At 73.0% G+C, this 21,283-nt stretch carries 18 protein-coding genes and 1 pseudogene; 15 read left to right on the top strand and 4 right to left on the bottom strand.

Going from position 1 to position 21,283, the window contains the following annotated elements; all coding sequences use genetic code 11:
* Nucleotides 1-186: 186 nt before the first annotated feature.
* The 6 genes from ACWFR1_RS06320 (at nt 187) to ACWFR1_RS06345 (ending at nt 6,864) form a co-directional block, all read left to right on the top strand.
* A complete protein-coding gene (locus ACWFR1_RS06320) occupies nt 187-1,452 on the top strand; it encodes a prenyltransferase/squalene oxidase repeat-containing protein (protein WP_453547092.1) in 1,266 nt (421 codons plus the stop codon).
* Nucleotides 1,449-2,174: an SCO2322 family protein gene (locus tag ACWFR1_RS06325; RefSeq protein WP_453547094.1), complete on the top strand. Its 726-nt coding sequence runs from the start codon at nt 1,449-1,451 to the stop codon at nt 2,172-2,174. The genes ACWFR1_RS06320 and ACWFR1_RS06325 overlap by 4 nt, the downstream gene beginning before the upstream one ends.
* Nucleotides 2,171-3,397 carry an energy-coupling factor transporter transmembrane component T gene (locus ACWFR1_RS06330; protein ID WP_453547096.1) on the top strand — a complete coding sequence of 409 codons (1,227 nt, stop codon included), beginning with the start codon at nt 2,171-2,173 and terminating at the stop codon, nt 3,395-3,397. Before ACWFR1_RS06325 ends, ACWFR1_RS06330 begins: the two co-directional genes overlap by 4 nt.
* Nucleotides 3,394-5,310 (top strand): ABC transporter ATP-binding protein, encoded by a 1,917-nt coding sequence (locus tag ACWFR1_RS06335; RefSeq protein WP_453547098.1) that lies wholly within the window; start codon nt 3,394-3,396, stop codon nt 5,308-5,310. The genes ACWFR1_RS06330 and ACWFR1_RS06335 overlap by 4 nt, the downstream gene beginning before the upstream one ends.
* Complete coding sequence (locus tag ACWFR1_RS06340) at nt 5,307-6,179, top strand: ECF transporter S component (RefSeq protein ID WP_453547101.1); 873 nt, start codon at nt 5,307-5,309, stop codon at nt 6,177-6,179. The genes ACWFR1_RS06335 and ACWFR1_RS06340 overlap by 4 nt, the downstream gene beginning before the upstream one ends.
* 283 nt (nt 6,180-6,462) lie before the next feature.
* Nucleotides 6,463-6,864 (top strand): aggregation-promoting factor C-terminal-like domain-containing protein, encoded by a 402-nt coding sequence (locus ACWFR1_RS06345; protein WP_453547103.1) that lies wholly within the window; start codon nt 6,463-6,465, stop codon nt 6,862-6,864.
* A 93-nt stretch (nt 6,865-6,957) separates the two neighbouring features.
* Here the strand turns inward: ACWFR1_RS06345 and ACWFR1_RS06350 are convergent, their stop codons facing one another.
* Nucleotides 6,958-8,127, bottom strand: a complete 1,170-nt coding sequence (locus ACWFR1_RS06350; protein WP_453547106.1) for a steroid 3-ketoacyl-CoA thiolase — start codon at nt 8,125-8,127, stop codon at nt 6,958-6,960.
* Nucleotides 8,128-8,368: 241 nt separating this feature from the next.
* Between ACWFR1_RS06350 and ACWFR1_RS06355 the strand changes: the two genes are divergently transcribed.
* From ACWFR1_RS06355 to ACWFR1_RS06365, 3 genes are all read left to right on the top strand, one after another.
* The gene (locus ACWFR1_RS06355) at nt 8,369-9,616 is read left to right on the top strand and encodes a cytochrome P450 (protein WP_453547108.1); all 1,248 of its coding nucleotides are present in this window, start codon (nt 8,369-8,371) and stop codon (nt 9,614-9,616) included.
* 128 nt (nt 9,617-9,744) lie between these two features.
* A complete protein-coding gene (locus tag ACWFR1_RS06360; RefSeq protein ID WP_453547110.1) occupies nt 9,745-10,866 on the top strand; it encodes a DUF2330 domain-containing protein in 1,122 nt (373 codons plus the stop codon).
* Entirely contained in the window at nt 10,863-11,543 is a 681-nt protein-coding gene (locus ACWFR1_RS06365; protein WP_453547112.1) for an O-methyltransferase, read from the top strand. Before ACWFR1_RS06360 ends, ACWFR1_RS06365 begins: the two co-directional genes overlap by 4 nt.
* A gap of 179 nt (nt 11,544-11,722) precedes the next feature.
* On the opposite strand, the gene ACWFR1_RS06370 is transcribed toward ACWFR1_RS06365, so the two are convergent.
* Nucleotides 11,723-12,871 carry a serpin family protein gene (locus tag ACWFR1_RS06370; RefSeq protein ID WP_453547114.1) on the bottom strand — a complete coding sequence of 383 codons (1,149 nt, stop codon included), beginning with the start codon at nt 12,869-12,871 and terminating at the stop codon, nt 11,723-11,725.
* 135 nt (nt 12,872-13,006) lie between these two features.
* Here ACWFR1_RS06370 and ACWFR1_RS06375 point away from each other — a divergent pair, with 135 nt between their 5' ends.
* Together ACWFR1_RS06375 and ACWFR1_RS06380 are read left to right on the top strand one after the other, a co-directional pair.
* On the top strand, nt 13,007-13,339 hold the full coding sequence (locus ACWFR1_RS06375; protein WP_453547117.1) for an antibiotic biosynthesis monooxygenase family protein: 333 nt from the start codon (nt 13,007-13,009) through the stop codon (nt 13,337-13,339).
* A gap of 29 nt (nt 13,340-13,368) precedes the next feature.
* Nucleotides 13,369-13,854 (top strand): GNAT family N-acetyltransferase, encoded by a 486-nt coding sequence (locus ACWFR1_RS06380; RefSeq protein ID WP_453547120.1) that lies wholly within the window; start codon nt 13,369-13,371, stop codon nt 13,852-13,854.
* 72 nt (nt 13,855-13,926) lie between these two features.
* On the opposite strand, the gene ACWFR1_RS06385 is transcribed toward ACWFR1_RS06380, so the two are convergent.
* Nucleotides 13,927-15,996, bottom strand: coding sequence for a DHA2 family efflux MFS transporter permease subunit (locus tag ACWFR1_RS06385; RefSeq protein ID WP_453547122.1), 2,070 nt, complete (start codon nt 15,994-15,996; stop codon nt 13,927-13,929).
* 547 nt (nt 15,997-16,543) lie between these two features.
* On the opposite strand from ACWFR1_RS06385, the gene ACWFR1_RS06390 reads away from it, so the two are divergent.
* From ACWFR1_RS06390 to ACWFR1_RS06400, 3 genes are all read left to right on the top strand, one after another.
* On the top strand, nt 16,544-17,344 hold the full coding sequence (locus tag ACWFR1_RS06390) for a peptidoglycan-binding protein (protein ID WP_453547124.1): 801 nt from the start codon (nt 16,544-16,546) through the stop codon (nt 17,342-17,344).
* Between the two features lie 153 nt (nt 17,345-17,497).
* The gene (locus ACWFR1_RS06395; protein ID WP_453547126.1) at nt 17,498-18,790 is read left to right on the top strand and encodes an enoyl-[acyl-carrier-protein] reductase FabV; all 1,293 of its coding nucleotides are present in this window, start codon (nt 17,498-17,500) and stop codon (nt 18,788-18,790) included.
* A gap of 157 nt (nt 18,791-18,947) precedes the next feature.
* Complete coding sequence (locus tag ACWFR1_RS06400; RefSeq protein ID WP_453547127.1) at nt 18,948-19,616, top strand: HAD-IA family hydrolase; 669 nt, start codon at nt 18,948-18,950, stop codon at nt 19,614-19,616.
* On the opposite strand, the pseudogene ACWFR1_RS06405 reads toward ACWFR1_RS06400, so the two are convergent.
* Nucleotides 19,600-20,387 (bottom strand): annotated as a pseudogene (locus ACWFR1_RS06405) (ABC transporter permease). The gene ACWFR1_RS06400 and the pseudogene ACWFR1_RS06405 overlap by 17 nt on opposite strands.
* A gap of 231 nt (nt 20,388-20,618) precedes the next feature.
* Here ACWFR1_RS06405 and ACWFR1_RS06410 point away from each other — a divergent pair.
* Entirely contained in the window at nt 20,619-21,269 is a 651-nt protein-coding gene (locus ACWFR1_RS06410; protein WP_453547130.1) for an HNH endonuclease family protein, read from the top strand.
* Nucleotides 21,270-21,283 lie beyond the last annotated feature (14 nt).

Below are 21,283 nucleotides of genomic sequence, written 5' to 3' on the forward strand. Positions count from 1 at the left end.
TCATGCCCGTACGGGGGAAAGCCGGTGGAAATCCGGCACTGACCCGCAACCGTAAGCCGCCCCGCCAAAGGGGCGGCAAGTCGGAATGCCCCGTCCGGGACGTGACCGCCGGCACCGTCGAGGAATACGGAGCCGGAGCCTGGTGCCCCTGAGGCGTGCCGGTGCCCGGCCGCAGGAGAGGGCCCCATGAACACCGTCCGCCGCGGCGCCGCCGCGCTCGCAGCCGCCGCAGTCGTACTCGGCACCGCAGCCCCCGCGGCAGCCGCTCCGGCCGCCGCCTCGCCCTCCCCGTCCGCGTCCGCCCCCTCCGGCGGCGCGGCCTCCACCGGCCTGTACGGCACGAAGGACCCGACGTACGACGGTGTCTGGCGTCAGTCCCTCGCCTTCCTCGCCCAGCGCGCCACCGGCTACCAGCCCGCCGACCAGGCCGTGGAGTGGCTCCTCGCCCAGCAGTGCGCCGACGGCTCCTTCAGCTCCTACCGCGCGGACACGACGCAGCCCTGCGACGCGAAGACGATGCGGGACACCAACGCCACCGCCGTCGCCGTCCAGGCGCTCGGCGCCGTCCGCCGTCAGGCGGCGGAGCCGGAGAAGGTCAACACGGCCGTCACGGCCGGCGACGACTGGCTGCGGTCCGTGCAGAACAAGGACGGCGGCTGGGGCTACACCCCCGGCGGCCCCAGCGACGCCAACTCCACCTCGCTCATCGCCGGCGCCCTCGCCGCGACCGGCGTCAAGCCCGGCTCGTACACCTCCGCCGAGGGCCGCACCCCGTACGACACGCTCCTCACCTTCGCCGTGCCCTGCTCCGACAAGGACGGCGCCGGAGCCTTCGCGTACCAGCCCGACAAGAACGGCAAGCTGCTCGCCAACGCGGACGCCACCGCCGCCGCCACCCTCGCCGGGCTCGGCAAGAGCATCGTCTCCACCAAGGCCTCCCCCGAGCAGGCCCCGACCTGCCAGGACCTGACGAAGCCGACCGCCGAGCGGGCCGCCCTCAACGGCGCCTCCTACCTGGCGAAGGCCCTCGCGAAGACCGGCCACCTCACCGCCCCGCCGATGCCCGGCTCCACCGACACGACGGAGAAGCCGGACATCGGCAACACCGCCGACGCGGTCGTCGCGCTCGCCGCCGCCGGGGCCACCCAGCAGGCCCAGCCCGCCCTCGCCTGGCTGGAGAAGAACTCCGCCGCCTGGGCGAAGGAGAACGGCCCCGCCGCCTACGCGCAGCTGATCCTGGCCGCCCGCGCGACGGACACCGACCCGCGCGAGTTCGGCACGGCCGACCTCGTCGAGCAGCTCAACGCCACCGGCCCCGCGCCCAAGACCCCGGACACCTCCGCCTCCTCGACGACCGACGACGAGGGCGGCTTCGACATCTGGTGGATCATCGGCATCGGCATGGTCGTCGGCGTCGGCATCGGCTTCCTCGTGAGCGGCCGCAAGAAGTGACGACCGCCCTCACCGGACGCACGGCCCGGATCGCGGGCGCCGCGGCCGGGGCGTTCCTGACGCTCACCGTCGCGGCGGCCCCGGCGCAGGCCGCCGGATACCGCTACTGGTCGTTCTGGGAGAGCGACGGCGGGACGTCCTGGACCTACGCCACGCAGGGACCGGCGACCGCTCGCCCCGCCGACGGCGACGCGATCGGCTTCCGCTTCGCGCTCAGCCAGGGCACGAGCGACACCTCCAGGCCCTCCGCCGCCCCCGACTTCGCGGAGGTCTGCGCGGGCGTGGCGAAGAAGGACGGCAGCAAGCGGATCGCGGTCGTCGTCGACTTCGGCGGTCCGAAGGACGCCCCGTCCGGCGAGAAGCCGCCGGCGAAGCCGGTCGAGGCCGGCTGCGCGCAGGTCCGGGAGGACGCGACGGGCGCGGAGGCGCTGGCCGAGGTGGCGAAGCCACTGCGGTACGACGGAGCGGCGATGCTGTGCGGGATCGCCGGGTATCCGGCGCGGGGCTGTGGTGAGCCGGTCGCGGAGGGCGATGAGCAGTCGCCCGAACCGACCGGGTCGGCCGCGTCCGCCACCACCGCTCCCTCCTCCGCCACCGCCGCTCCCTCCTCCGCCTCCGGCGAGGAGAGCGGCGGCGGCCCGTCGTTCGGCGTGCTCGCCGGCGGGGCGGCCGTGCTCGCCCTGGGCGGCGCGGCGATCTGGAAGGCCCGCCGTCGCGGATGAGTCCGGCCCCTAGCCGCAGTACGTTCACGGCCCCGTTCACCGCGCCCGTGGCGAACCGCTCGAACGCCCTTCACGCCGGAGCCTGGTGGCTGTGGGCGCTCGGCCTGGCCGTCGCGGCCTCCCGCACCACGAACCCCCTCCTCCTCGGCCTGCTCGTCGGAGTCGCGGGGTACGTCGTGGCGGCCCGCCGCACGGACGCGCCCTGGGCGCGCTCGTACGGGGCGTTCGTGAAGCTCGGCCTGTTCGTCGTCTTCCTGCGGGTCGTGTTCTCGCTGCTGCTCGGCTCCCCGATCCCGGGGACGCACGTCCTGTTCACGCTGCCCGAGGTGCCGCTGCCCGAGTGGGCGCAAGGGGTACGGATCGGGGGCCGGGTCACCGCCGAGCAGCTGGTCTTCGCCCTCTACGACGGCGCCAAGCTGGCAACGCTGCTGATCTGCGTGGGCGCGGCGAACGCGCTCGCCAACCCGGCGCGGCTGCTGAAGTCGCTGCCGGGGGCGCTGTACGAGGCCGGGGTCGCCGTCGTCGTGGCGATGACCTTCGCGCCGAACATGGTCGCCGACGTGGTCCGGCTGCGGACCGCCCGCCGCCTCCGGGGCCGGCCCACGGGCGGGGTCCGGGCGGTGCTCCAGATCGGCCTGCCGGTGCTCGAAGGAGCGCTGGAGCGGTCGATCGCGGTGGCGGCCTCGATGGACGCGCGGGGGTACGGCCGGACGGCCCAGGTCCCCGCGTCCGTACGCCGTACGACGAACGTCCTGACCCTGGGCGGGCTGCTCGGCGTCTGCGCCGGTTCGTACGGGCTGCTCGCGGCGGAGGGCGCGGCGTACGGGCTGCCGCTGCTGGCGGCGGGACTCCTCGCGGCGATGGCCGGGCTCCGGCTCGGCGGGCTGCGGACGGTACGGACCCGGTACCGGCCCGACCGCTGGGGCGCGCGGGCCTGGCTGGTCGCGGGCTCCGGGGTGGCGGTCGCGGTCCTGATGATCTGGGCGAACGCGTACGCACCGGAGGCGCTGCACCCCGGGGTCGTCCCCCTGGAGGCACCGGAACTGCCGCTCTGGCCGGCCGCCTCGATCCTGGTGGGCCTGATCCCGGCGTTCGTGGCGCCGGTACCGCGGGAGTCCGTACCAGAGGACACCGTGCCGCAAGAGTCCGTGCCGCATGACTCCCTACCGCAGGACACCGCTGCCACCGCCGTTGCCACCGCCGTTGCCAAGGAGAGCTCGTGATCCGCTTCGACAACGTATCGGTGAGGTACGAGGACGGTGCCGAGCCGACCCTGCGGGACGTGAACCTCACGGTCCCCGAGGGCGAGCTGGTGCTGCTCGTCGGCCCGTCCGGTGTCGGTAAGTCGACGCTCCTCGGAGCGGTCTCGGGCCTGGTCCCGCACTTCACGGGCGGCACCCTGACGGGCCGGGTGACGGTCGACGGCCGGGACACCCGCACGCATCCGCCGCGCGAGCTGGCGGACGTGGTGGGCACGGTCGGGCAGGACCCGTCGGCGCACTTCGTGACGGACACGGTCGAGGACGAGCTGGCGTACGGGATGGAGTCGCTGGGCCTGGCGCCCGCCGTCATGCGGCGCCGGGTCGAGGAGACCCTCGACCTCCTGGGCCTCGCGGAACTCCGCGACCGCCCCATCGCGACGCTCTCCGGCGGGCAGCGCCAGCGCGTCGCGATCGGCTCGGTCCTGACGCCGCACCCCAAGGTCCTCGTCCTCGACGAGCCGACGTCCGCGCTGGACCCGTCGGCGGCGGAGGACGTCCTCGCGGTGCTCCAGCGTCTGGTCCACGACCTGGGCACGACGGTCCTCCTGGCGGAGCACCGCCTGGAGCGGGTCGTGCAGTACGCGGACCAGGTCATCCTCCTGCCGGAGGCCGTCATGGCCCCGCCGGCCGAGATCATGGCGATCTCACCGGTCCACCCGCCGGTGGTGGCCCTCGGCCGACTGGCGGGCTGGTCCCCGCTGCCGCTGACGGTGCGGGACGCGCGGCGGCGGTCGGGCGAGCTGAAGGGACGGTTGGAGGGCCGGCTGGAAGGGCGGGACCCTGCGGGGCGTCTCCCCCACCCCGCCCCTTCCCGAAACCGGGGCTCTGCCCCGGACCCCGGTCCTCAAACGCCGGACGGGCTGAGTGTGCACCGCTCCACGGCGGGCGAGGCCCTGGCCACCGAGCTCGGCGGGAGCGAGGCTGCTCTGCGGGGCGACACCTCTACGCTCTCAGCGCGCTCCCGAGAGGGGGCCATCTCGGCCCGTCCGGCGTTTGAGGACCGGGGGTCCGGGGGCAGCGCCCCCGGTTTCGGGAAGGGCCGGGGTGGGGGAATCCTCCCGTTCCTACGGCGCCGCACCCGCACGACCGGCCCAGCCACCACCCCCACCACACCGACCGCCCCCACCCCCCTCGTCCTCGCGGACGCGCTCGCCGTGCGGCGCGGCCGCGTGGAGGCCCTCCGCCGGGTGGACCTCCGGGTCGACGCCGGCGAGACCGTCGCGCTCATGGGACGGAACGGCGCCGGCAAGTCCACCCTCCTCTCCACCCTCGTCGGCATGATCGCGCCGACCTCCGGCACGGTCCGCGTAGCCGGCCTCACCCCCCACACCACCGCCCCCCGCGAGCTGATCCGCCAGGTCGGCCTCGTCCCGCAGGAGCCGAGGGATCTGCTGTACGCGGACACCGTCGCCGCCGAGTGCGCGGCGGCCGACGCGGACGCGGGCACGCGGCCCGGGACCTGCCGGGCCCTGGTGTCCGAGCTGCTGCCGGGGGTCGCGGACGGCACCCACCCCCGGGACCTCTCCGAAGGGCAGCGGCTCGCGCTCGCGCTGGCCGTCGTGCTGACCGGCCGCCCGCCCCTCCTCCTGCTCGACGAGCCGACGCGCGGTCTGGACTACGCGGCCAAGGCCCGTCTGGTCACGCATCTGCGCGCGCTCGCGACGGACGGTCACGCGATCGTCCTCGCCACGCACGACGTGGAGCTGGCGGCGGAGCTGGCGCACCGGGTGGTGATCATCGCGGACGGCGAGGTTGTCGCGGACGGCCCGACGGCCGAGGTCGTCGTCTCCTCCCCCGCCTTCTCCCCGCAGGTCGCCAAGATCCTCGCGCCGCAGCCCTGGCTCACGGTCGAGCAGGTGGAGGCGGCGCTGTGAAGCAGACGAGCGGTCGCCCCGTCCGGCTCGGCCCGCGCTCGATCACCGCGCTGGTCCTGGTGTCGCTCATCGGGATCGCCGCCTTCAGCTGGCCTCTCTTCGCGGACGTCGACTCGGCCGTCACCTCGCACGCCGGGGACGCGCCCTGGCTCTTCGCCGCCCTCCTTCCCCTCCTCGTCGCGGTCGTAATCGCGACGATCGCGGACTGCGGGATGGACGCGAAGGCCGTCGCGATGCTGGGGGTGCTCGCCGCCGTGGGGGCCGCGCTGCGCCCGCTCGGGGCGGGGACGGCCGGCCTGGAGCCGATGTTCTTCCTGATGGTGCTGAGCGGCCGGGTCCTCGGGCCGGGCTTCGGTTTCGTCCTGGGCTCGGTGACCATGTTCGCGTCGGCCCTGCTCACGGGCGGGGTGGGGCCCTGGATGCCGTTCCAGATGCTCTCGATGGGCTGGTTCACGATGGGCGCCGGACTGCTCCCCGCCCCCCGGGGGCTCCGGGGCCGGGGTGAGCTGCTGATGCTCTCCGCGTACGGCTTCGTGGCGGCGTTCGCGTACGGAACGGTCATGAACCTCCAGGGCTGGGTCCTGCTCCAGGGCATGAGCAGCGGGATCTCCTTCGAGCCGGGCGCCCCGCTCGACCACAACCTGGTCCGCTTCCTCGCCTACGTCCTCGCCACCTCCCTCGGCTGGGACCTCGGCCGCGCCGTCCTCACCGTCGTCCTCACCCTCACCATCGGATCCACGCTTCTGAAGGCCCTCCGCCGTGCCACTCGACGGGCGAACTTCGAGGCCCAGGTCACATTCGAAGGCCCGGAAAAGGCCGCTCCGGGTGAGGCGCCCCACAGGACCTACGTCACGTACGAGCCGGAATAGTAGCCAGGCGCACCCGGTCAAAACACCCCACAACAGGGCATGACCTGCGGAAACGCCCCACACCCTCCCTGGGCCCTTCCGCCCGGGTCCGAACCTTCCTCGTACCGGGGGTCGTTGCATCGGCGCTCCAGCCCTGGTTCTGTAGAGGACGTCGCCAGGCAGCCGGTGTTCACCACGGAGCCTCGGACGGCCGGTTCCCCCAGTTCCCGGGTCTCCCGGGCTCTGGTTCCGGCTTGCCGAAATCGCCCGGCGCGACCCCCGTTCCCGACGTTAGGTAGAAACGTTGATCAGCACGCTCACCACTCGTATCGCCGCCCGCAAGAAGACCTTCGCCGCCACCGCAGCCGTGCTGCTGGGCGCGTCGGGTGCGGTGCTCGGTACGACGGGCTCGGTTTCGGCCGCCAGCCCGCAGGAGCTCGCTCGTGACATCGTCCCCGCCTCGCAGTACGCGTCCTTCAGCAAGATCGTCTCGCACGAGTCCGGCTGGAACCACACCGCCACCAACTCGTCCAGCGGCGCCTACGGCCTGGTCCAGGCCCTGCCGGCCTCGAAGATGTCCTCGGCCGGTTCCGACTGGAAGACCAACCCGGCCACGCAGATCAAGTGGGGCCTGAACTACATGAACGAGCGCTACGGCTCCCCGAACGCCGCCTGGGCGTTCTGGCAGGCCAACGGCTGGTACTAAGAGTCCCTGCCGCCGCACAGCGCACCCGCAAGGCCCCGCCCTCCGCTCGGAGGGGCGGGGCCTGCGGCGTTTTCCGTGCCGGAAGGCCGGGAGTCAGAGCCGCTGAATGATGGTGCCGGTCGCCAGCGCGCCGCCCGCGCACATCGTGATGAGCGCGAACTCCTTGTCGGTGCGCTCCAGTTCATGCAGGGCGGTGGCGATGAGCCGGGCGCCGGTGGCTCCCACGGGGTGGCCGAGGGCGATGGCTCCGCCGTTGACGTTGACCTTCTCCAGGTCCTGGTCGAAGACCTGCGCCCAGCTCAACACCACCGACGCGAAGGCCTCGTTGATCTCGACGAGGTCGATGTCCTTGAGGCTCATCCCGGCCTTGCCCAGCACCGCGCGGGTCGCGTCGACCGGCCCGTCGAGGTGGTAGTGCGGGTCGGCGCCGACGAGGGCCTGGGCGACGATGCGGGCGCGCGGGCGGAGCTTGAGGGCGCGGGCCATGCGCTTGGACGCCCACATGATCGCGGAGGCGCCGTCGGAGATCTGGGAGGAGTTCCCGGCGGTGTGGACGGCGGTCGGCATGACGGGCTTGAGCCGGGCCAGGCCTTCCATGGTGGTGTCGCGCAGGCCCTCGTCCCGGTCGACGAGCCGCCACATGCCCTGCCCGGCGGCCTGCTCGGCCTCCGTGGTGGGGACCTGCACGGCGAAGGTCTCGCGCTTGTACCGCTCCTCGGACCAGGCGATCGCGGCCCGCTCCTGGGAGAGGAGGCCGAGGGAGTCGACGCGTTCGCGCGTGAGCCCACGGCGGCGGGCGATGCGCTCGGCGGCCTCGAACTGGTTGGGCAGGTCGACGTTCCACTCGTCGGGGAACGGCTTGCCGGGGCCGTGCTTGGAGCCGGAGCCGAGCGGGACGCGGGACATGGCCTCGACGCCGCAGCTGATCCCGATGTCGATGACGCCGGCCGCGACCATGTTGGCGACCATGTGGCTGGCCTGCTGCGAGGAGCCGCACTGACAGTCGACGGTGGTGGCGGCCGTCTCGTAGGGCAGCCCCATGGCGAGCCAGGCGGTGCGCGCCGGGTTCATGGACTGCTCGCCGGCGTGGGTGACCGTACCGCCGACGATCTGTTCGACGCAGTCGGCGTGGATGCCGGTGCGGCCGAGGAGTTCACGGTAGGTCTCGCCCAGGAGGTAGGCGGGATGGAGATTGGCGAGCGCGCCTCCGCGCTTGCCGATGGGGGTGCGTACGGCTTCGACGATGACGGGTTCCGCGGCCATGAGCTCGTCCTCTCCTCGACCGGTCGAGGTGTCCCGGCACCTCGTCCGGTCGGCGTCCCTGGGGAACTAGTACGCGTTCTAGTTCTGAGTGCAGTCTTATGACTGCTACCCCGGGTACGCAAGGGTCCGGGGCGCAACAGTTCTCGCTCCGCCTCTTGCCACTTGGCGAACTCGTTACTAACTTTCACGGCAGTTTCTGATGGGCCATCAGATAATCATCGGATAATGGAGCGTGTTGCCGATGTCCTGCCCTCACCTCCCCGAAGGCTTCGACGCCACGGACCCCGACCTCCTCCGTACCCGCGTACCCCTGCCGGAGTTCGCCGAACTGCGGCAGACCGCCCCCGTGTGGTGGTGCCCCCAGCCGGCCGGCATCACGGGCTTCCAGGACGAGGGGTACTGGGCCGTCACGCGCCACGCGGACGTCAAGTACGTGTCCACGCACCCGGAGTTGTTCTCCTCGAACCTCAACACCGCCGTGATCCGCTTCAACGGGAGCATCGCTCAGGAGCAGATCGACGTCCAGAAGCTGATCATGCTCAACATGGACCCGCCCGAGCACACCCGGGTCCGCCAGATCGTCCAGCGCGGCTTCACCCCCCGGGCGATCCGGAGCCTGGAGACGGTCCTGCGCGACCGCGCCCGCGCCATCGCCGAGGAGGCCCGGCAGGGCGCGGGACCCGACGGCACCTTCGACTTCGTCACCCAGGTCGCCGTCGAGCTGCCCCTCCAGGCGATCGCCGAACTCATCGGCGTCCCCCAGGAGGACCGCTCCCGGATCTTCGACTGGTCGAACAAGATGATCGCGTACGACGATCCCGAGTACGCCATCACCGAAGAGGTCGGCGCCGAGGCCGCCATGGAACTCATCGGCTACGCCATGACGATGGCCGCGGCGCGCAAGGAGTGCCCGGCCGCGGACATCGTCAGCCGGCTCGTCGCCGCCGAGGGCCAGGGCAACCTCTCCTCCGACGAGTTCGGGCTCTTCGTCCTCCTCCTCGCCGTCGCCGGCAACGAGACCACGCGCAACGCCATCAGCCACGGCATGCACGCCTTCCTCACCCACCCCGACCAGTGGGAACTCTTCAAGCGGGAGCGGCCGGCGACCACCGCCGAGGAGATCGTGCGCTGGGGGACCCCGGTGGTCTCCTTCCAGCGGACGGCCACCCAGGACACCGAGATCGGCGGGCAGAAGATCAGCGCGGGCGACCGCGTCGGCCTCTTCTACTCCTCCGCCAACAACGACCCCGAGGTCTTCACCGACCCCGAACGCTTCGACATCACCCGCGACCCCAACCCGCACCTCGGCTTCGGCGGCGGCGGACCGCACTTCTGTCTCGGCAAGTCGCTCGCCATCAAGGAGATCGACCTGATCTTCAACGCGATCGCGGACGTCCTGCCCGACCTCACGCTCGCGGGCGAACCCCGCCGGCTGCGGGCGGCCTGGCTGAACGGCGTGAAGGAACTCAGGGTCCGTACGTCGGCGTGACGGGGGGAGGAGGAGGGGCTGAGCCCGGGGCAGCAGCCCTGCTCCGAGCGAGGTCCTGAATCCGGGGCGGCCGGAAGCGGACCGCCATCGGTCGGAACCGGACCGCCACCGGCCGCGTCCGACCCCCCATGCGGGGGACACACAGAACAAGCCTGACCAGCCGAGTCGTCGCGATCGTCGTCGCGCTGCTCGCGCTCCAACTCGGCCAGCTCGTCGCACCGGCGTACGCCTGCGGCTGCGGCGCCATGATCCCGGACAAGGCCGAACGCATCGGCGTCGACCGGGAGGAGTCGGCCGTCCACTGGGACGGCGACACCGAGACCGTCGTCATGCGCTTCCGCGTCCACGGGAACGCCCGGCGCGCCGCGTGGATCATGCCAGTGCCCGGCCGGGCCGACGTGACCCTCGGCGACCCGGCGCTCTTCGACGCCCTCGACCGGCTCACCGAGCCCGAGCAGCGCGACCGCTTCTACTTCTGGCCGCGCGGGGACGACTGGCCGTTCTCCCACGGTTACGGGGACGGTGCCGGCGCCGCCGCGCCCCCCGGCGGGGGCGCCGGGGTCGGGGTCGTCGGTCGCGAGCGGCTCGGTCCCTTCGACGTGGCCCGGCTGACCGCCACCGACCCCGAGGCCCTCGGCGACTGGCTGAGCGCCAACGGCTTCGAGCTGCCCGAACGCCTCACGGACGCGCTGCGGCCATATGTGGACCGGAAGTGGGAGTACGTCGCGGTCCGCCTCGCGCCCGCGGAGAAGGACGCGGTCCTCTCCGGCGAGCTCACGCCCCTGCGGATCGCCTTCGCCTCCCCCGAACTCGTCTATCCCATGCGGCTGTCGAGACTCGCGAAGGACGCCCAGAGCCTCGGTCTCCACATCCTCGCCGACCACCGGATGGAGCCGCGCTCCCCCATCGGCGGCGACACCCCCGAGGTCACCTTCGCGGGCCGGATCGGCCGTCCGGAGGGCGCGGTCGCGAGCCTCGCGGGCACCGGACCGGTCTACCTCACCGCCCTGGAGCAGAGGTTCCCCCGCCCCGACCGCATCGCCGACGACCATCACCTGCGGGCGGTCGCGGACACCCCGTACCGCGAAGTCGTCTACACGGAACGCCTGTTGACGATCGGTGGCGACATCCCCGCGTGGCTGGCGACGGTCGGCGGCGGCGTGCTGCTCGGGGCAGCGGCGACGCTCCTCGCCGTACGCGCGTCGAGGCGCCGCCCGGCACCCATCCCCGGTGTACGTTCGGCCGCATGACGAACCCTCAGACCGACCTGTGGACCGCCGTCGACCGCTACGTCACCGAACTGCTGGCCCCGGCCGACGAGGCCCTGACCGGCGCGCTCGCCGCGTCCTCGGCGGCCGGCCTGCCGGAGATCGCGGTCGCCCCGAACCAGGGCAAGCTGCTGCACCTGCTGGCCGCGACACAGGGCGCCCGGAGCATCCTGGAGATCGGCACCCTCGGCGGCTACAGCACGATCTGGCTGGCCCGCGCCCTGCCCGCCGACGGCCGGCTGATCACCCTGGAGTACGACCCCGCGCACGCGGACGTCGCCCGCGCCAACATCGCCCGCGCCGGCCTCGACACGATCGTCGAGGTCCGCACGGGCGCGGCCCTGGACAGCCTGCCGCTCCTCGAGAAGGAGGGCGCGGGCCCCTTCGACCTCGTCTTCGTCGACGCGGACAAGGTCAACAACCCGCGGTACGTGGAGTGGGCGCTGAAGCTCTCCCGCCCGGGCACGGTGATCATCGTCGACAACGTGGTGCGCGGCGGGAGGATCGCCACCCCGCACCCGGACGACCCGGCCGTCACCGGCACCCGCGAGATGTTCGAGCTGGTGGCGCGCGAACCGCGGCTGGACGCGACCGCGTTCCAGACGGTCGGCACGAAGGGCCACGACGGCCTGCTGATCGCCCGCGTCGTCGAGCCCTAGGCCGTGTTTCGAAAGTAGCGTCGTCTGCCCGAAGGGCAGGCCGGGCGGCGTCTGGTGCGTGCGATCGCAAGGCGGAGGGTCGTCCCGATACTGGTGTATCGGGATGATCCCGACAACGCGGCGAGCGTGCGTGCCAGACGCCGCCCGGCAGACGGGACTTTCGAAACACGCCCGAGGCTTCAGGCCCCCGGCGCGCTTCTCCGCCACCCCGCGAACAGCGGCACCTCCCCGTCGCCGTCGAGGACGACGACCCCGAAGGGGCGGTCGAAGGCGATGCGTTCCACCGTGGCGGGGCGGGGGGCGGCCGCGCTCCGGGTCATCCTCACCGTGGTGACGGCCGCCGCCTCGACCCCCTCCTCGGCGACCTCGACCACCGCCTCCTGCACGACCTTGTCGATGTACATGGCGGCCTCGGAGATCCCCGAGAAGTCGGCCTCGCGACGCAGCGCCAGACGGACTCCGAGCGCGTCGAGGTGGGCGTCGACCTCGGTCCTCGTACGGAGCGTAAAGCGCGGCAGCGCGAGATCGGCCGAGTCGGCCGCGAGCGGCGTCCGCTCACCCGCCCCGGCCCAGGCGGCGGGCAGCACCTCACCCGGCCCGGCCCCCTCGCGCCCCCGCACGAACCGCACCCGGGCGCCCCCGTCGCACGGCAGCTCGACGACGGTCACCCCGTCCACGTACCAGACCCACCCGGCGGGAATCCGCTGCCGCATGGTCGGTACGGGCCGGGTCTCGCCGCTCCCGTCGGTGAAGGGCTCGTCGCGGGTGAGGTGCCCGGGGAAGGCGGTCGCCCAGGAGGCCTTCAGGGCCAGGGCGTTGATCAGGACGAGGTCCTCGGAACCGTCGAGTTCGAGCGGCAGCCGCGGGATCCGCCAGTCGGTGGCGCGCCCGACCCACGCGTCGAGCTCCTCCTGGGCGTCGGGGATCTCGCCCCACGACATGTCGTCCGTCGCCCCGAAGACCGCGTCGGGCAGGGCGTGATAGGCCGCACCGGGCAGCACCCCGAACCCGACGTCGGGCAGCCCGCGCCGGAAGCCGTCGAGCACCGGCATCGTGCTCCACACCCCGGTCGCCACCCCGACCCCGTCCGTCCCGCCGAGCCACCGCCCGACCTCCGTCACGGCCCGGGCCGCCTCCTCCCCGTCGACCCCGAGCAGCCCCGCCAGCTCCTCCCCGGTCCGCCCCCGCGCCCCGGAGGCGACGGCCCCGAGGGCCAGCCACAGCCCGACCGGCGACACGACGAAGTCACCGTCCCCGAGACGGGGCAGCCAGCGCGCCGCCAACTCCCGCACCGCACCGGCCCGGACCGCCACCTCGAACCCGCTCACGCCCTGCCCCCTGTCATCGGTCTCCTGCCTTCGTGAGCATCATGACCGCTTCCCCGCCGGAAGGCCTCCGGCGGGTCGGGGGACCGGTGTAGGAGACTGCGGACACAAAGTGCGTACTGAACTGAGAGGTGTCGTGTGCCCAGTGTGGTGAAGATCAACGTCCTGACCGTTCCGGCCGAGCAGCGTGAGGTCCTGGAGCAGCGCTTCGCCTCCCGCGCGGGGGCCGTGGAGGGGTCCGACGGCTTCGAGTGGTTCGAGCTGCTGCGCCCGCTGGAGGGCACCGACCAGTACCTCGTCTACACCCGCTGGCGCAGCGAGGAGGACTTCCAGAACTGGATGAACGGCTCCATGAAGGCCGCGCACGGCGGTGGCGGTGGCGCCGAGGGCGGCGAGCGGCCGAAGCCGGCCGCCTCCGGCTCCACCCTCTGGTCCTTCGAGGTCGTGCAGCAGGCGTCCCCGAAGAACTGAGCTGCGTCCCGGGTCGTGCGCGCCGCACAATGGCGCGCATGACCTGGAACTTCTCCCCCGAGCGCGTCGACACCCCGGACGCCGTCGCCCTCCGCCGCGACTACTACGACGACGTCGCCGGCCGGTACTGGAAGCGGCCCGTGACCGCCGCGGAGATCGACGAGGGGCTGACGAACGACGGCGTCGAACTGCTCACCCCGCCGACCGGGCAGTTCCTCGTCGCGCGGTACGAGGGGAAGGCCGCCGGCTGCGGCGGTGTGCTCCTCCTCGACGAGGGGCGCGCCGAACTGACCCGGGTCTTCCTGCGTCACGCCTTCCGCGGCCTGGGCGGGGCCGGGGCCCTGCTCGGCGAGCTGGAGGACGCGGCCCGCGGCCTCGGCGCCCGCCGGATGGTCCTCAACACCCGCCTGGACCTGGTCGAGGCACGCGCCCTGTACACGCGGCACGGGTACGGGGAGATCCCGGCGTACTGCACGGGCCCGTACATGGACATCTGGTACGGCAAGGACCTCTGAGGCGACGCGCCGCACACGCACGGCCTCCGCCCCGCCACCTGAGCCGCCCCCTGGCCCGGCCCCTGGCCCGGGCTACGCGTGGTGGTCGCGGGGCGGTTCGGGTGTGTGAGGCCGTTCCCCGTCCGAGCCGTTCAGCTCGGCCGTCAGTTCCTCCACCAGCTTCACGAGGTCGGTGGGCCGGTCCGGTCCCCACCAGTCGCCGAGGAGTTCGGCGAGCGACTCCTCGCGCGCCTTGGCGAGCTTCGTCGCCGCCTCGACGCCCTCCTCGGTCAGGAACAGCTGGACCCCCTCCCGGCTGGCCAGCCGCCGCTCCTCCACCTGCCGGGAGGCCTCCGTGATCGCCCGCAGCGGTACGGGGGTGGTCTCGGCGAGCCGGGCGGGTTCGACGGTGCCGTGCCGGCGGATCCGCAGCAGCAGCCAGCTCGCGGCGGGCAGCAGGTCGAGCCCCGCGCGGTCGGTGATCTTCTCGTAGATCTCCTTGCGGCCCGCCCGGGAGCCGAGGACGGAGAGCGCGCGGGCGCACTCGTCGTACGAGGAGCGCTCGACCGGGTTGGAGGCGAGGGTCTGGCTCGTGTCGGGCGCCGTGACCGAGGCGCGCAGCTTGTCCTCCTTGAGGAACCAGGCGACGACGAAGGCGACGAGGACGACCGGAGCCGCGTACAGGAAGACGTCGGTGATGGACGTGGCGTACGCGTGGAGGACGGAGGGGCGCAGGTCGGCCGGGAGTTCGGCGATGGTGCGCGGGTCGGCGGCGACCTGGTCGGCGCCGACGCCGGGCGGGATCTCCTCCCCGGCGCTCGCCGCGCTCGCGAAGACGTCGTCGAGTTTGCCGGTGAGCCGGTTGGTGAAGATGGTGCCGAAGACGGCGACGCCGAAGGAGGCGCCGATGGAGCGGAAGAAGGTGGCTCCCGAGGTCGCGACGCCGAGGTCCTGGTACGAGACGGCGTTCTGCACGACCAGGACGAGGACCTGCATGACGAGGCCGAGCCCGGCGCCGAAGACGAAGAAGTAGACGCTCATCTCCCAGGTGGACGTGGTCTCCGTCAGCTCGTTGAGGAGGAGCAGTCCCAGGGCGGTGAGGGCGGTGCCGGCCAGGGGGAAGACCTTCCAGCGGCCGGTACGGGAGACGATCTGGCCGGAGGCGGTCGAGGTGATGAGCATGCCGAGGACCATGGGCAGCATGTGGACGCCGGACATGGTCGGGCTGACGCCCTGCACCACCTGGAGGAAGGTGGGGAGATAGGTCATCGCGCCGAACATCGCGAAGCCGACGACGAAGCTGATGACCGAGACCAGGCTGAAGGTCCGGATCCGGAACAGCTTCAGCGGCAGGACCGGTTCGGCGGCCCGCCGCTCGACGTACACGAACCAGACGAGGAGTACGGCTCCGAGGACGGCGAGGCCGATGATCTGCGCCGAGCCCCAGGCCCAGGTGGTGCCGCCGAGGGAGGCGACCAGGACGAGGCAGGTGGCGACCGAGGCGATGAGGAAGGTGCCGAGGTAGTCGATGGTGTGCCGGGTGGAGCGCACCGGGATGTGGAGCACCGCGGCGATCACGAAGAGGGCGACGATCCCGATCGGCAGGTTGATGTAGAAGACCCAGCGCCAGGAGAGGTGCTCGGTGAAGAGGCCGCCGAGCAGCGGGCCGAGGACGCTGGTGGCGCCGAAGACGGCGCCGAAGAGGCCCTGGTACTTGCCGCGTTCGCGCGGGGAGACGAGGTCGCCGACGATCGCCATCGACAGGACCATGAGACCGCCGCCGCCGAGGCCCTGGACGGCGCGGAAGGCGATGAGCTGCGGCATGTTCTGGGCGATGCCGCAGAGGGCGGAGCCGATGAGGAAGAGGACGATGGCGGCCTGGAAGAGCTTCTTGCGGCCGTACTGGTCACCGAGCTTGCCCCACAGCGGGGTGGCCGCCGTCGCCGCCAGCATGTAGGCGGTGACCACCCAGGAGAGGTGCTCCATGCCGCCGAGTTCGCTGACGATGGTCGGCAGGGCGGTGGAGACGATGGTCTGGTCGAGCGCGGCGAGCAGCATGCCGAGCAGCAGCGCGCCGATCGCGACCATGACCGTGCGGTGGCTCTGGCCCTCCCCGGGCAGGGGATCGCCGCCGAGCTGGGACGGGCTCGTTTCCTGGGCCATGGGCGTGTCTCCTCGGGGGCCTCGTCCTCGGACAACTCCTCCATCCTGGTCCGAATGTCCCGATATGGCCTGCTGAGACGTACGCCGTTCATCTACCGAACGGGGACGGGCTGCATAATCGCTCGCAGTTGTCTCGGGGAGGGGACCCATCATGACCGGACATGCCTGTCCTGAATGCGGTGTACACAGACCTGGCTGCGCCTGCGCCCAGGCGGAGATAGCGACGGCCGAGGACTTCGATCCGCTACGGATCAGGCCGTACGTGACGCTGGGCGCGACGGAGCCCGCGGAGGCCATGGGAGGCCCGGGGCCTTCGGGGTACGTGGAACCCACGAGGGCTTCGGGACCCGTCGGGCCTGTTGAGCCTTCCGGGCCTGTCGGGACTGTCGGGACTGCTGGGCCGGTCGGGACTGCTGGGCCAGTCGGGACTGCTAGGCCGGTCGGGACTGCTAGGCCTTCCGGGCTTTCCGGGCTTTCCGGGCTCGGCGGGCCTTCCGGGCCTGTCGGGGGCTACGCGCCGGAGGACCCGCCGACGGCGCAGCTGGCGGTGATCCGTCCGGAGGACCTGGGTCCGCCCCCGAGCCCGTACGGCGGAGGCCACGGCTATGGCAACGGCGACCGCAACGGCGAGGGCGAGGGCGCGGGCGCGGGCAACGGCGACGGCGATTTCGAGACGGCGCCGCTGCTGCTGCACGGCATCGGCCGCATCGTCGACCCGGCGACCGAGCAGGACCCGGCGCGCGGGCGGAAGCGCGGCATGGTGGTCGCGGCGGTGGCAGCCGTCGCCGTGGCGGGCACCGCCGCCTTCGCGGCGGTCCTCCTCGCCGGCGGGGACGAGACCGACGACCGGGCGGCCGTGCCCGAGGTGACCACCAGCGCGTCCCTGAACGTCGCCGTCTCGGAGGCCCCGACGTCCGAGACGCCGGAGCCCACCCCCTCGACCCCGTCCGCGCGCCCATCCGCGCGCCCGTCCACCACCTCCGCCTCGCCGTCCCCCACGCCCACCCCCTCGCGGACCACAGCGGCGGCCCCTCCGCGGGCCACCACCACGGCTGCCCCGACGACCGCGGCGCCGACGACGGCCCCGCCGACCACGCGGGCGCCCGAGGAGACCACCGAGGAGCCCGCACCCACGCTGAGGTTCGGCTCGACCGGGGCCGAAGTGCTGGAGCTCCAGAAGCGCCTGACCCTCGCGGGGGCCTACCACGGCTCCCCCGACGGGGAGTACGACCAGGAAGTCTGGCGCGCGGTGAAGAGCTACCAGTCCTGGATGTACATCGAGGGCGACCCGAAGGGTGTGTACGGCCCCCGCACGCGGGAGGCGCTGGAGCGGAGCACCGTGCTCTGAGGTGTCCGGAACTGGTGGAACGCTCCAAGACCGGCTCGCGATCATTGTCCTTGGCGGGGCCACTGTCCGTGTCCGCCCTGTCGCAGACTGGCGGAACGCGGTGGCCCGGCCGGTCACCGCGCCCTCGTGCCGGCCGAACCAAGGACTGCAATCGTGAGCGAGCGCGTTCTCACCCCCCGCAACCGGGGCTTCCTCTTCCTCGACTCCCATCCGGCGGGCTGCGCGCGGCTGGTGGCCGACATGTGGCAGGCGTGCCCGGCTCCTGTCGCCGCCCCGGCCCCGGCCGACATACCGGAGGGCGCCGGGCTGGACGGCACCGGACCGCAGGGTGCCGGACTGGAGGGCACCGCACCGGACGGCACCGGACCGGTGGCTCTGATCATCGGCGCCTCCGCCGGATACGGCCTCGCGGCGACCCTCGCCGGACTCAAGCGCGCCGGCATCCGCGGCATCGCGGTCTCCTTCGAGAAGGCCCCCACCGAGCGGCGTACGGGCACGGCCGGCTGGTACCGCACCGCCGCCACCGCCGAACTCGCCCGCGGCGCCGGGCGGGACCTGGTCTTCCTCAACGGCGACGCGTTCTCCGACACGATGAAGGACCAGGTCGCCGACCTCGTCGAGCGGCGTTTCGGCGGCAGACTGGACTACCTCGTCTACTCGGTGGCCGCGCCCCGGCGCACCGACCCCGAGACCGGCACCACGTACGCCTCCGTCCTCAAGCCGATCGGGCGGGCGAACCGCACGAAGACGCTCCTCTTCGACGACCAGGGCGTTCCCGAGGTCCGTGAGGTCGAGACCGGGCCGGCCGAGGGCGACGACGTCGAGCAGACGGTGGCCGTGATGGGCGGCGCGGACTGGGAGCGCTGGATCGACCACCTCGCCGGGCGGGACCTGCTCGCCGACGGCTTCGCCACCGTCGCGCTGTCGTACATCGGCTCGCCGCTGACGGCGGCGATCTACCGGCAGGGCACCATCGGCGTGGCCAAGGCCCACCTGGAGGCCACCGCCCGCACGCTGGACGAGCGGCTCGGCAAGACGGTGGGCGGGCGGGCCGTGACCTCCGTCAACGCCGCCGCCGTGACCCAGTCCTCCACCGCCATCCCCGGCATCGCCCTGTACACCGGCCTGCTGCGCGGCGTCCTCGGCGAGGACCTGGTCCCGCCGATCCACCAGCTCGCCGCCCTGTGGGACCGGCTGACCGGCGTCGCCCCGCTCGCCCTGGACGACGAGGGCCGGATCCGCCTGGACGACTGGGAGCTCGCCGACGGCGTCCAGGCGGCCGTCGCCGAACGCTGGGAGGCCGCCACGACCGACACCATCGCCGGCCTCGCCGACCTCGCCTGGTTCCGCGACGAGGTCCGCCGCCTGTACGGGTTCTCCGTGCCGGGCATCGACTACAGCGCCCCGGTGGCCACCGACGTCCCGTGGCCCGACCACACGGCCTGACCGCACGGTCTGACCACGCCACCGGTCCCCGCGGGGGCGACCGGCTGGCCAAGACGGCTCCCGGTTTTGTATCGTGGAAAAACAAAGTGGTCCCGCCCGTACTCCCTGACCGGCGGGCGGGACCGCTTCGTTCGCCGTACCCCTCCCTGGAGACCCGATGGCCGCCACCACCCCGGCACAGCTCACCGCCCGCGCCCTCCTCCTCGACATGGACGGCACCCTCGTCAACTCGGACGCCGTCGTCGAGCGCTGCTGGAGCCGCTGGGCCGAGCGGCAGGGTCTGGACGCGGCCGCCGTCCTCAAGGTGGTCCACGGCCGCCAGGGGTACGCGACGATGGCCGTCCTCCTCCCGGAACGCCCGATGGAGGAGAACTACGCCGACAACCGCGTGATGCTCGCCGAGGAGACCGCCGACCTCGACGGCGTCGTGCCCGTCCCCGGCGCCCCCGCGTTCATGGCCGCGATCGCCGAGCTGCCGTACGCCCTGGTGACCTCGGCCGACGAGGCCCTCGCCCAGGCGCGGATGGGCGCGGCCGGGCTGCCGATGCCCGGGACGCGGGTCACCGCCGAGAGCGTCAGCGCGAGCAAGCCGGACCCCGAGGGCTTCCTCAAGGGAGCGGCCGAGCTGGGCTTCGCGCCGGCGGACTGCGTCGTCTTCGAGGACTCCGAGGCCGGGATCCAGGCGGGTCGCGCGGCCGGCATGCGGATCGTGGGCGTGGGCCCGCGCGCGGCTGCCTTCGCCCCCGACCTCCACGTCGCGGACCTCACCCGGCTGCGGGTCGAGGCCGCGCCGGACGGCACGATCACCCTCACCGCCCTGGCCTAGCACCCCCGGGGCCCACCTCCGCGCCGGCCTTCCCAGGCCGGGTGATCCGGCCGCGCGCGACCAGTTCCAGGGTGGTCGCGGCGGCCACCGCCTGCACCGCGAGCAGGGCGATGGGCACGAAGAGCTGGACGGCGCCCGCGTGCAGCGGCGGCGCGCCGCCGAGCGGCATGCCCACGAAGGCCCCCGGCAGCGTCACGAGACCCACCGTGCGCGTCTGGTCCATGCCGGGGAGCAGGGCGTCCGCCGCGGCCTTCCGCGCGACCTCGAGCCGCGCCTCGCGCTCGACGAGCCCGATCGCGAGCCCCGCCTCCGCCTCGCCCCGCCGCGTCTCCAGCTCGTCGAGCGCGCGCCGCCCCGCGAGGACGGTGGCCGTGAGCGCGCCGCCGACGAGGATGCCCGTCACGGGCACGAGCGTGATCCCCTTCACCGGTACGAGTCCGGTGACGACGAACGCGAGCACCACCGGCGCCACGGCGGCGGCGATCGGCACGCCCGCCCACCACCAGCCGCGCCCCGGCGCGGGCACGACCCGCCGCCCGGCCGTCCGTACCGTCACGGCGTACATCAGGAGCAGGAAGCACAGCAGCAGCGGTACGGAGCGGACCACCCAGCCGATGACGAGCGAGACGGCGATCAACTGGACGGCGGCGCGCGCACCGGCGAGCAGGGTGCGCGGGCCCGGCCGAGGTGCGCGAGGGCGACGACGCCGGCGGCGAGGGCGAGCAGGACGGCGAGTACCGCCCCAAAGGTGACGTTCACGTCCATAAGCACACGGCCACAGCAGAGCGCACGGCCGAGACCTCCCGTAACGGACGGGCGCCGGGCGGAATCTGGCGCTCCATCAGTCACGTCACACCCCTTGATGTGACGTGCTCATGTCGCCACCCTGTTACCTGGCGCACCCCCCACGGAAACCTGGCGCCGCCACGATGACCGGGCCAGCGCCCGGCACCTCGCGGGGACCGATCCCAGCCAAGGTCCCCCCACCTCAAGGGAGTTCACATGCCCGTCGGCATGATCTACGCGCGTCGACTCGCTGTACTCGCCACCTCCGCCGCCCTCACCGTCACCGGCCTCCTCGCCACGGCACCGGCCGCCCAGGCGGCCATGCCGACCCCGGTCAGCGCGGCCACCGCCCGGACCTACCTCGCCGCCCTCACGGTCAAGGCGGAAGGTTCCTCCACCGGCTACAGCAGGGATCTCTTCCCGCACTGGATCACCCAGTCCGGGACCTGCAACACCCGCGAGACCGTGCTCAAGCGCGACGGCGTGAACGTCGTCACCGACTCCAGCTGCGCCTCGATCAGCGGCAGCTGGTACTCCGAGTACGACGGCGCCACCTGGACCGTCGCCTCCGACCTCGACATCGACCACGTGGTCGCCCTGTCCGAGGCCTGGCGCTCGGGCGCGAACGCGTGGACGACCGCGCAGCGCCAGGCCTTCGCCAACGACCTGACCCGGCCCCAGCTCATAGCCGTCACCGACAACGTCAACCAGTCCAAGGGCGACCTGGACCCGGCGGAGTGGCTGCCCTCGCGCACGGCCTACCGCTGCACGTACGTCCGGGCGTGGGTGCACGTGAAGTACCACTGGAACCTCAGCATCGACTCCGCGGAGAAGAGCGCCCTGCAGTCCGTCCTCAACGGCTGCTGACCACGGACCCCCTG

This window comes from Streptomyces sp. NPDC055103, assembly GCF_053607625.1.

What these genes read in the sequence shown, in the direction of transcription:
- ACWFR1_RS06385 (WP_453547122.1), bottom strand. Translation starts at nt 15,996, where the DNA reads ATGGCCCAGGAAACGAGCCCGTCCCAGCTCGGCGGCGATCCCCTGCCC.
- ACWFR1_RS06355 (WP_453547108.1), top strand. Translation starts at nt 8,369, where the DNA reads ATGTCCTGCCCTCACCTCCCCGAAGGCTTCGACGCCACGGACCCCGAC.
- ACWFR1_RS06350 (WP_453547106.1), bottom strand. Translation starts at nt 8,127, where the DNA reads ATGGCCGCGGAACCCGTCATCGTCGAAGCCGTACGCACCCCCATCGGC.
- ACWFR1_RS06360 (WP_453547110.1), top strand. Translation starts at nt 9,745, where the DNA reads ATGCGGGGGACACACAGAACAAGCCTGACCAGCCGAGTCGTCGCGATC.
- ACWFR1_RS06320 (WP_453547092.1), top strand. Translation starts at nt 187, where the DNA reads ATGAACACCGTCCGCCGCGGCGCCGCCGCGCTCGCAGCCGCCGCAGTC.
- ACWFR1_RS06380 (WP_453547120.1), top strand. Translation starts at nt 13,369, where the DNA reads ATGGCGCGCATGACCTGGAACTTCTCCCCCGAGCGCGTCGACACCCCG.
- ACWFR1_RS06330 (WP_453547096.1), top strand. Translation starts at nt 2,171, where the DNA reads ATGAGTCCGGCCCCTAGCCGCAGTACGTTCACGGCCCCGTTCACCGCG.
- ACWFR1_RS06365 (WP_453547112.1), top strand. Translation starts at nt 10,863, where the DNA reads ATGACGAACCCTCAGACCGACCTGTGGACCGCCGTCGACCGCTACGTC.
- ACWFR1_RS06410 (WP_453547130.1), top strand. Translation starts at nt 20,619, where the DNA reads ATGCCCGTCGGCATGATCTACGCGCGTCGACTCGCTGTACTCGCCACC.
- ACWFR1_RS06400 (WP_453547127.1), top strand. Translation starts at nt 18,948, where the DNA reads ATGGCCGCCACCACCCCGGCACAGCTCACCGCCCGCGCCCTCCTCCTC.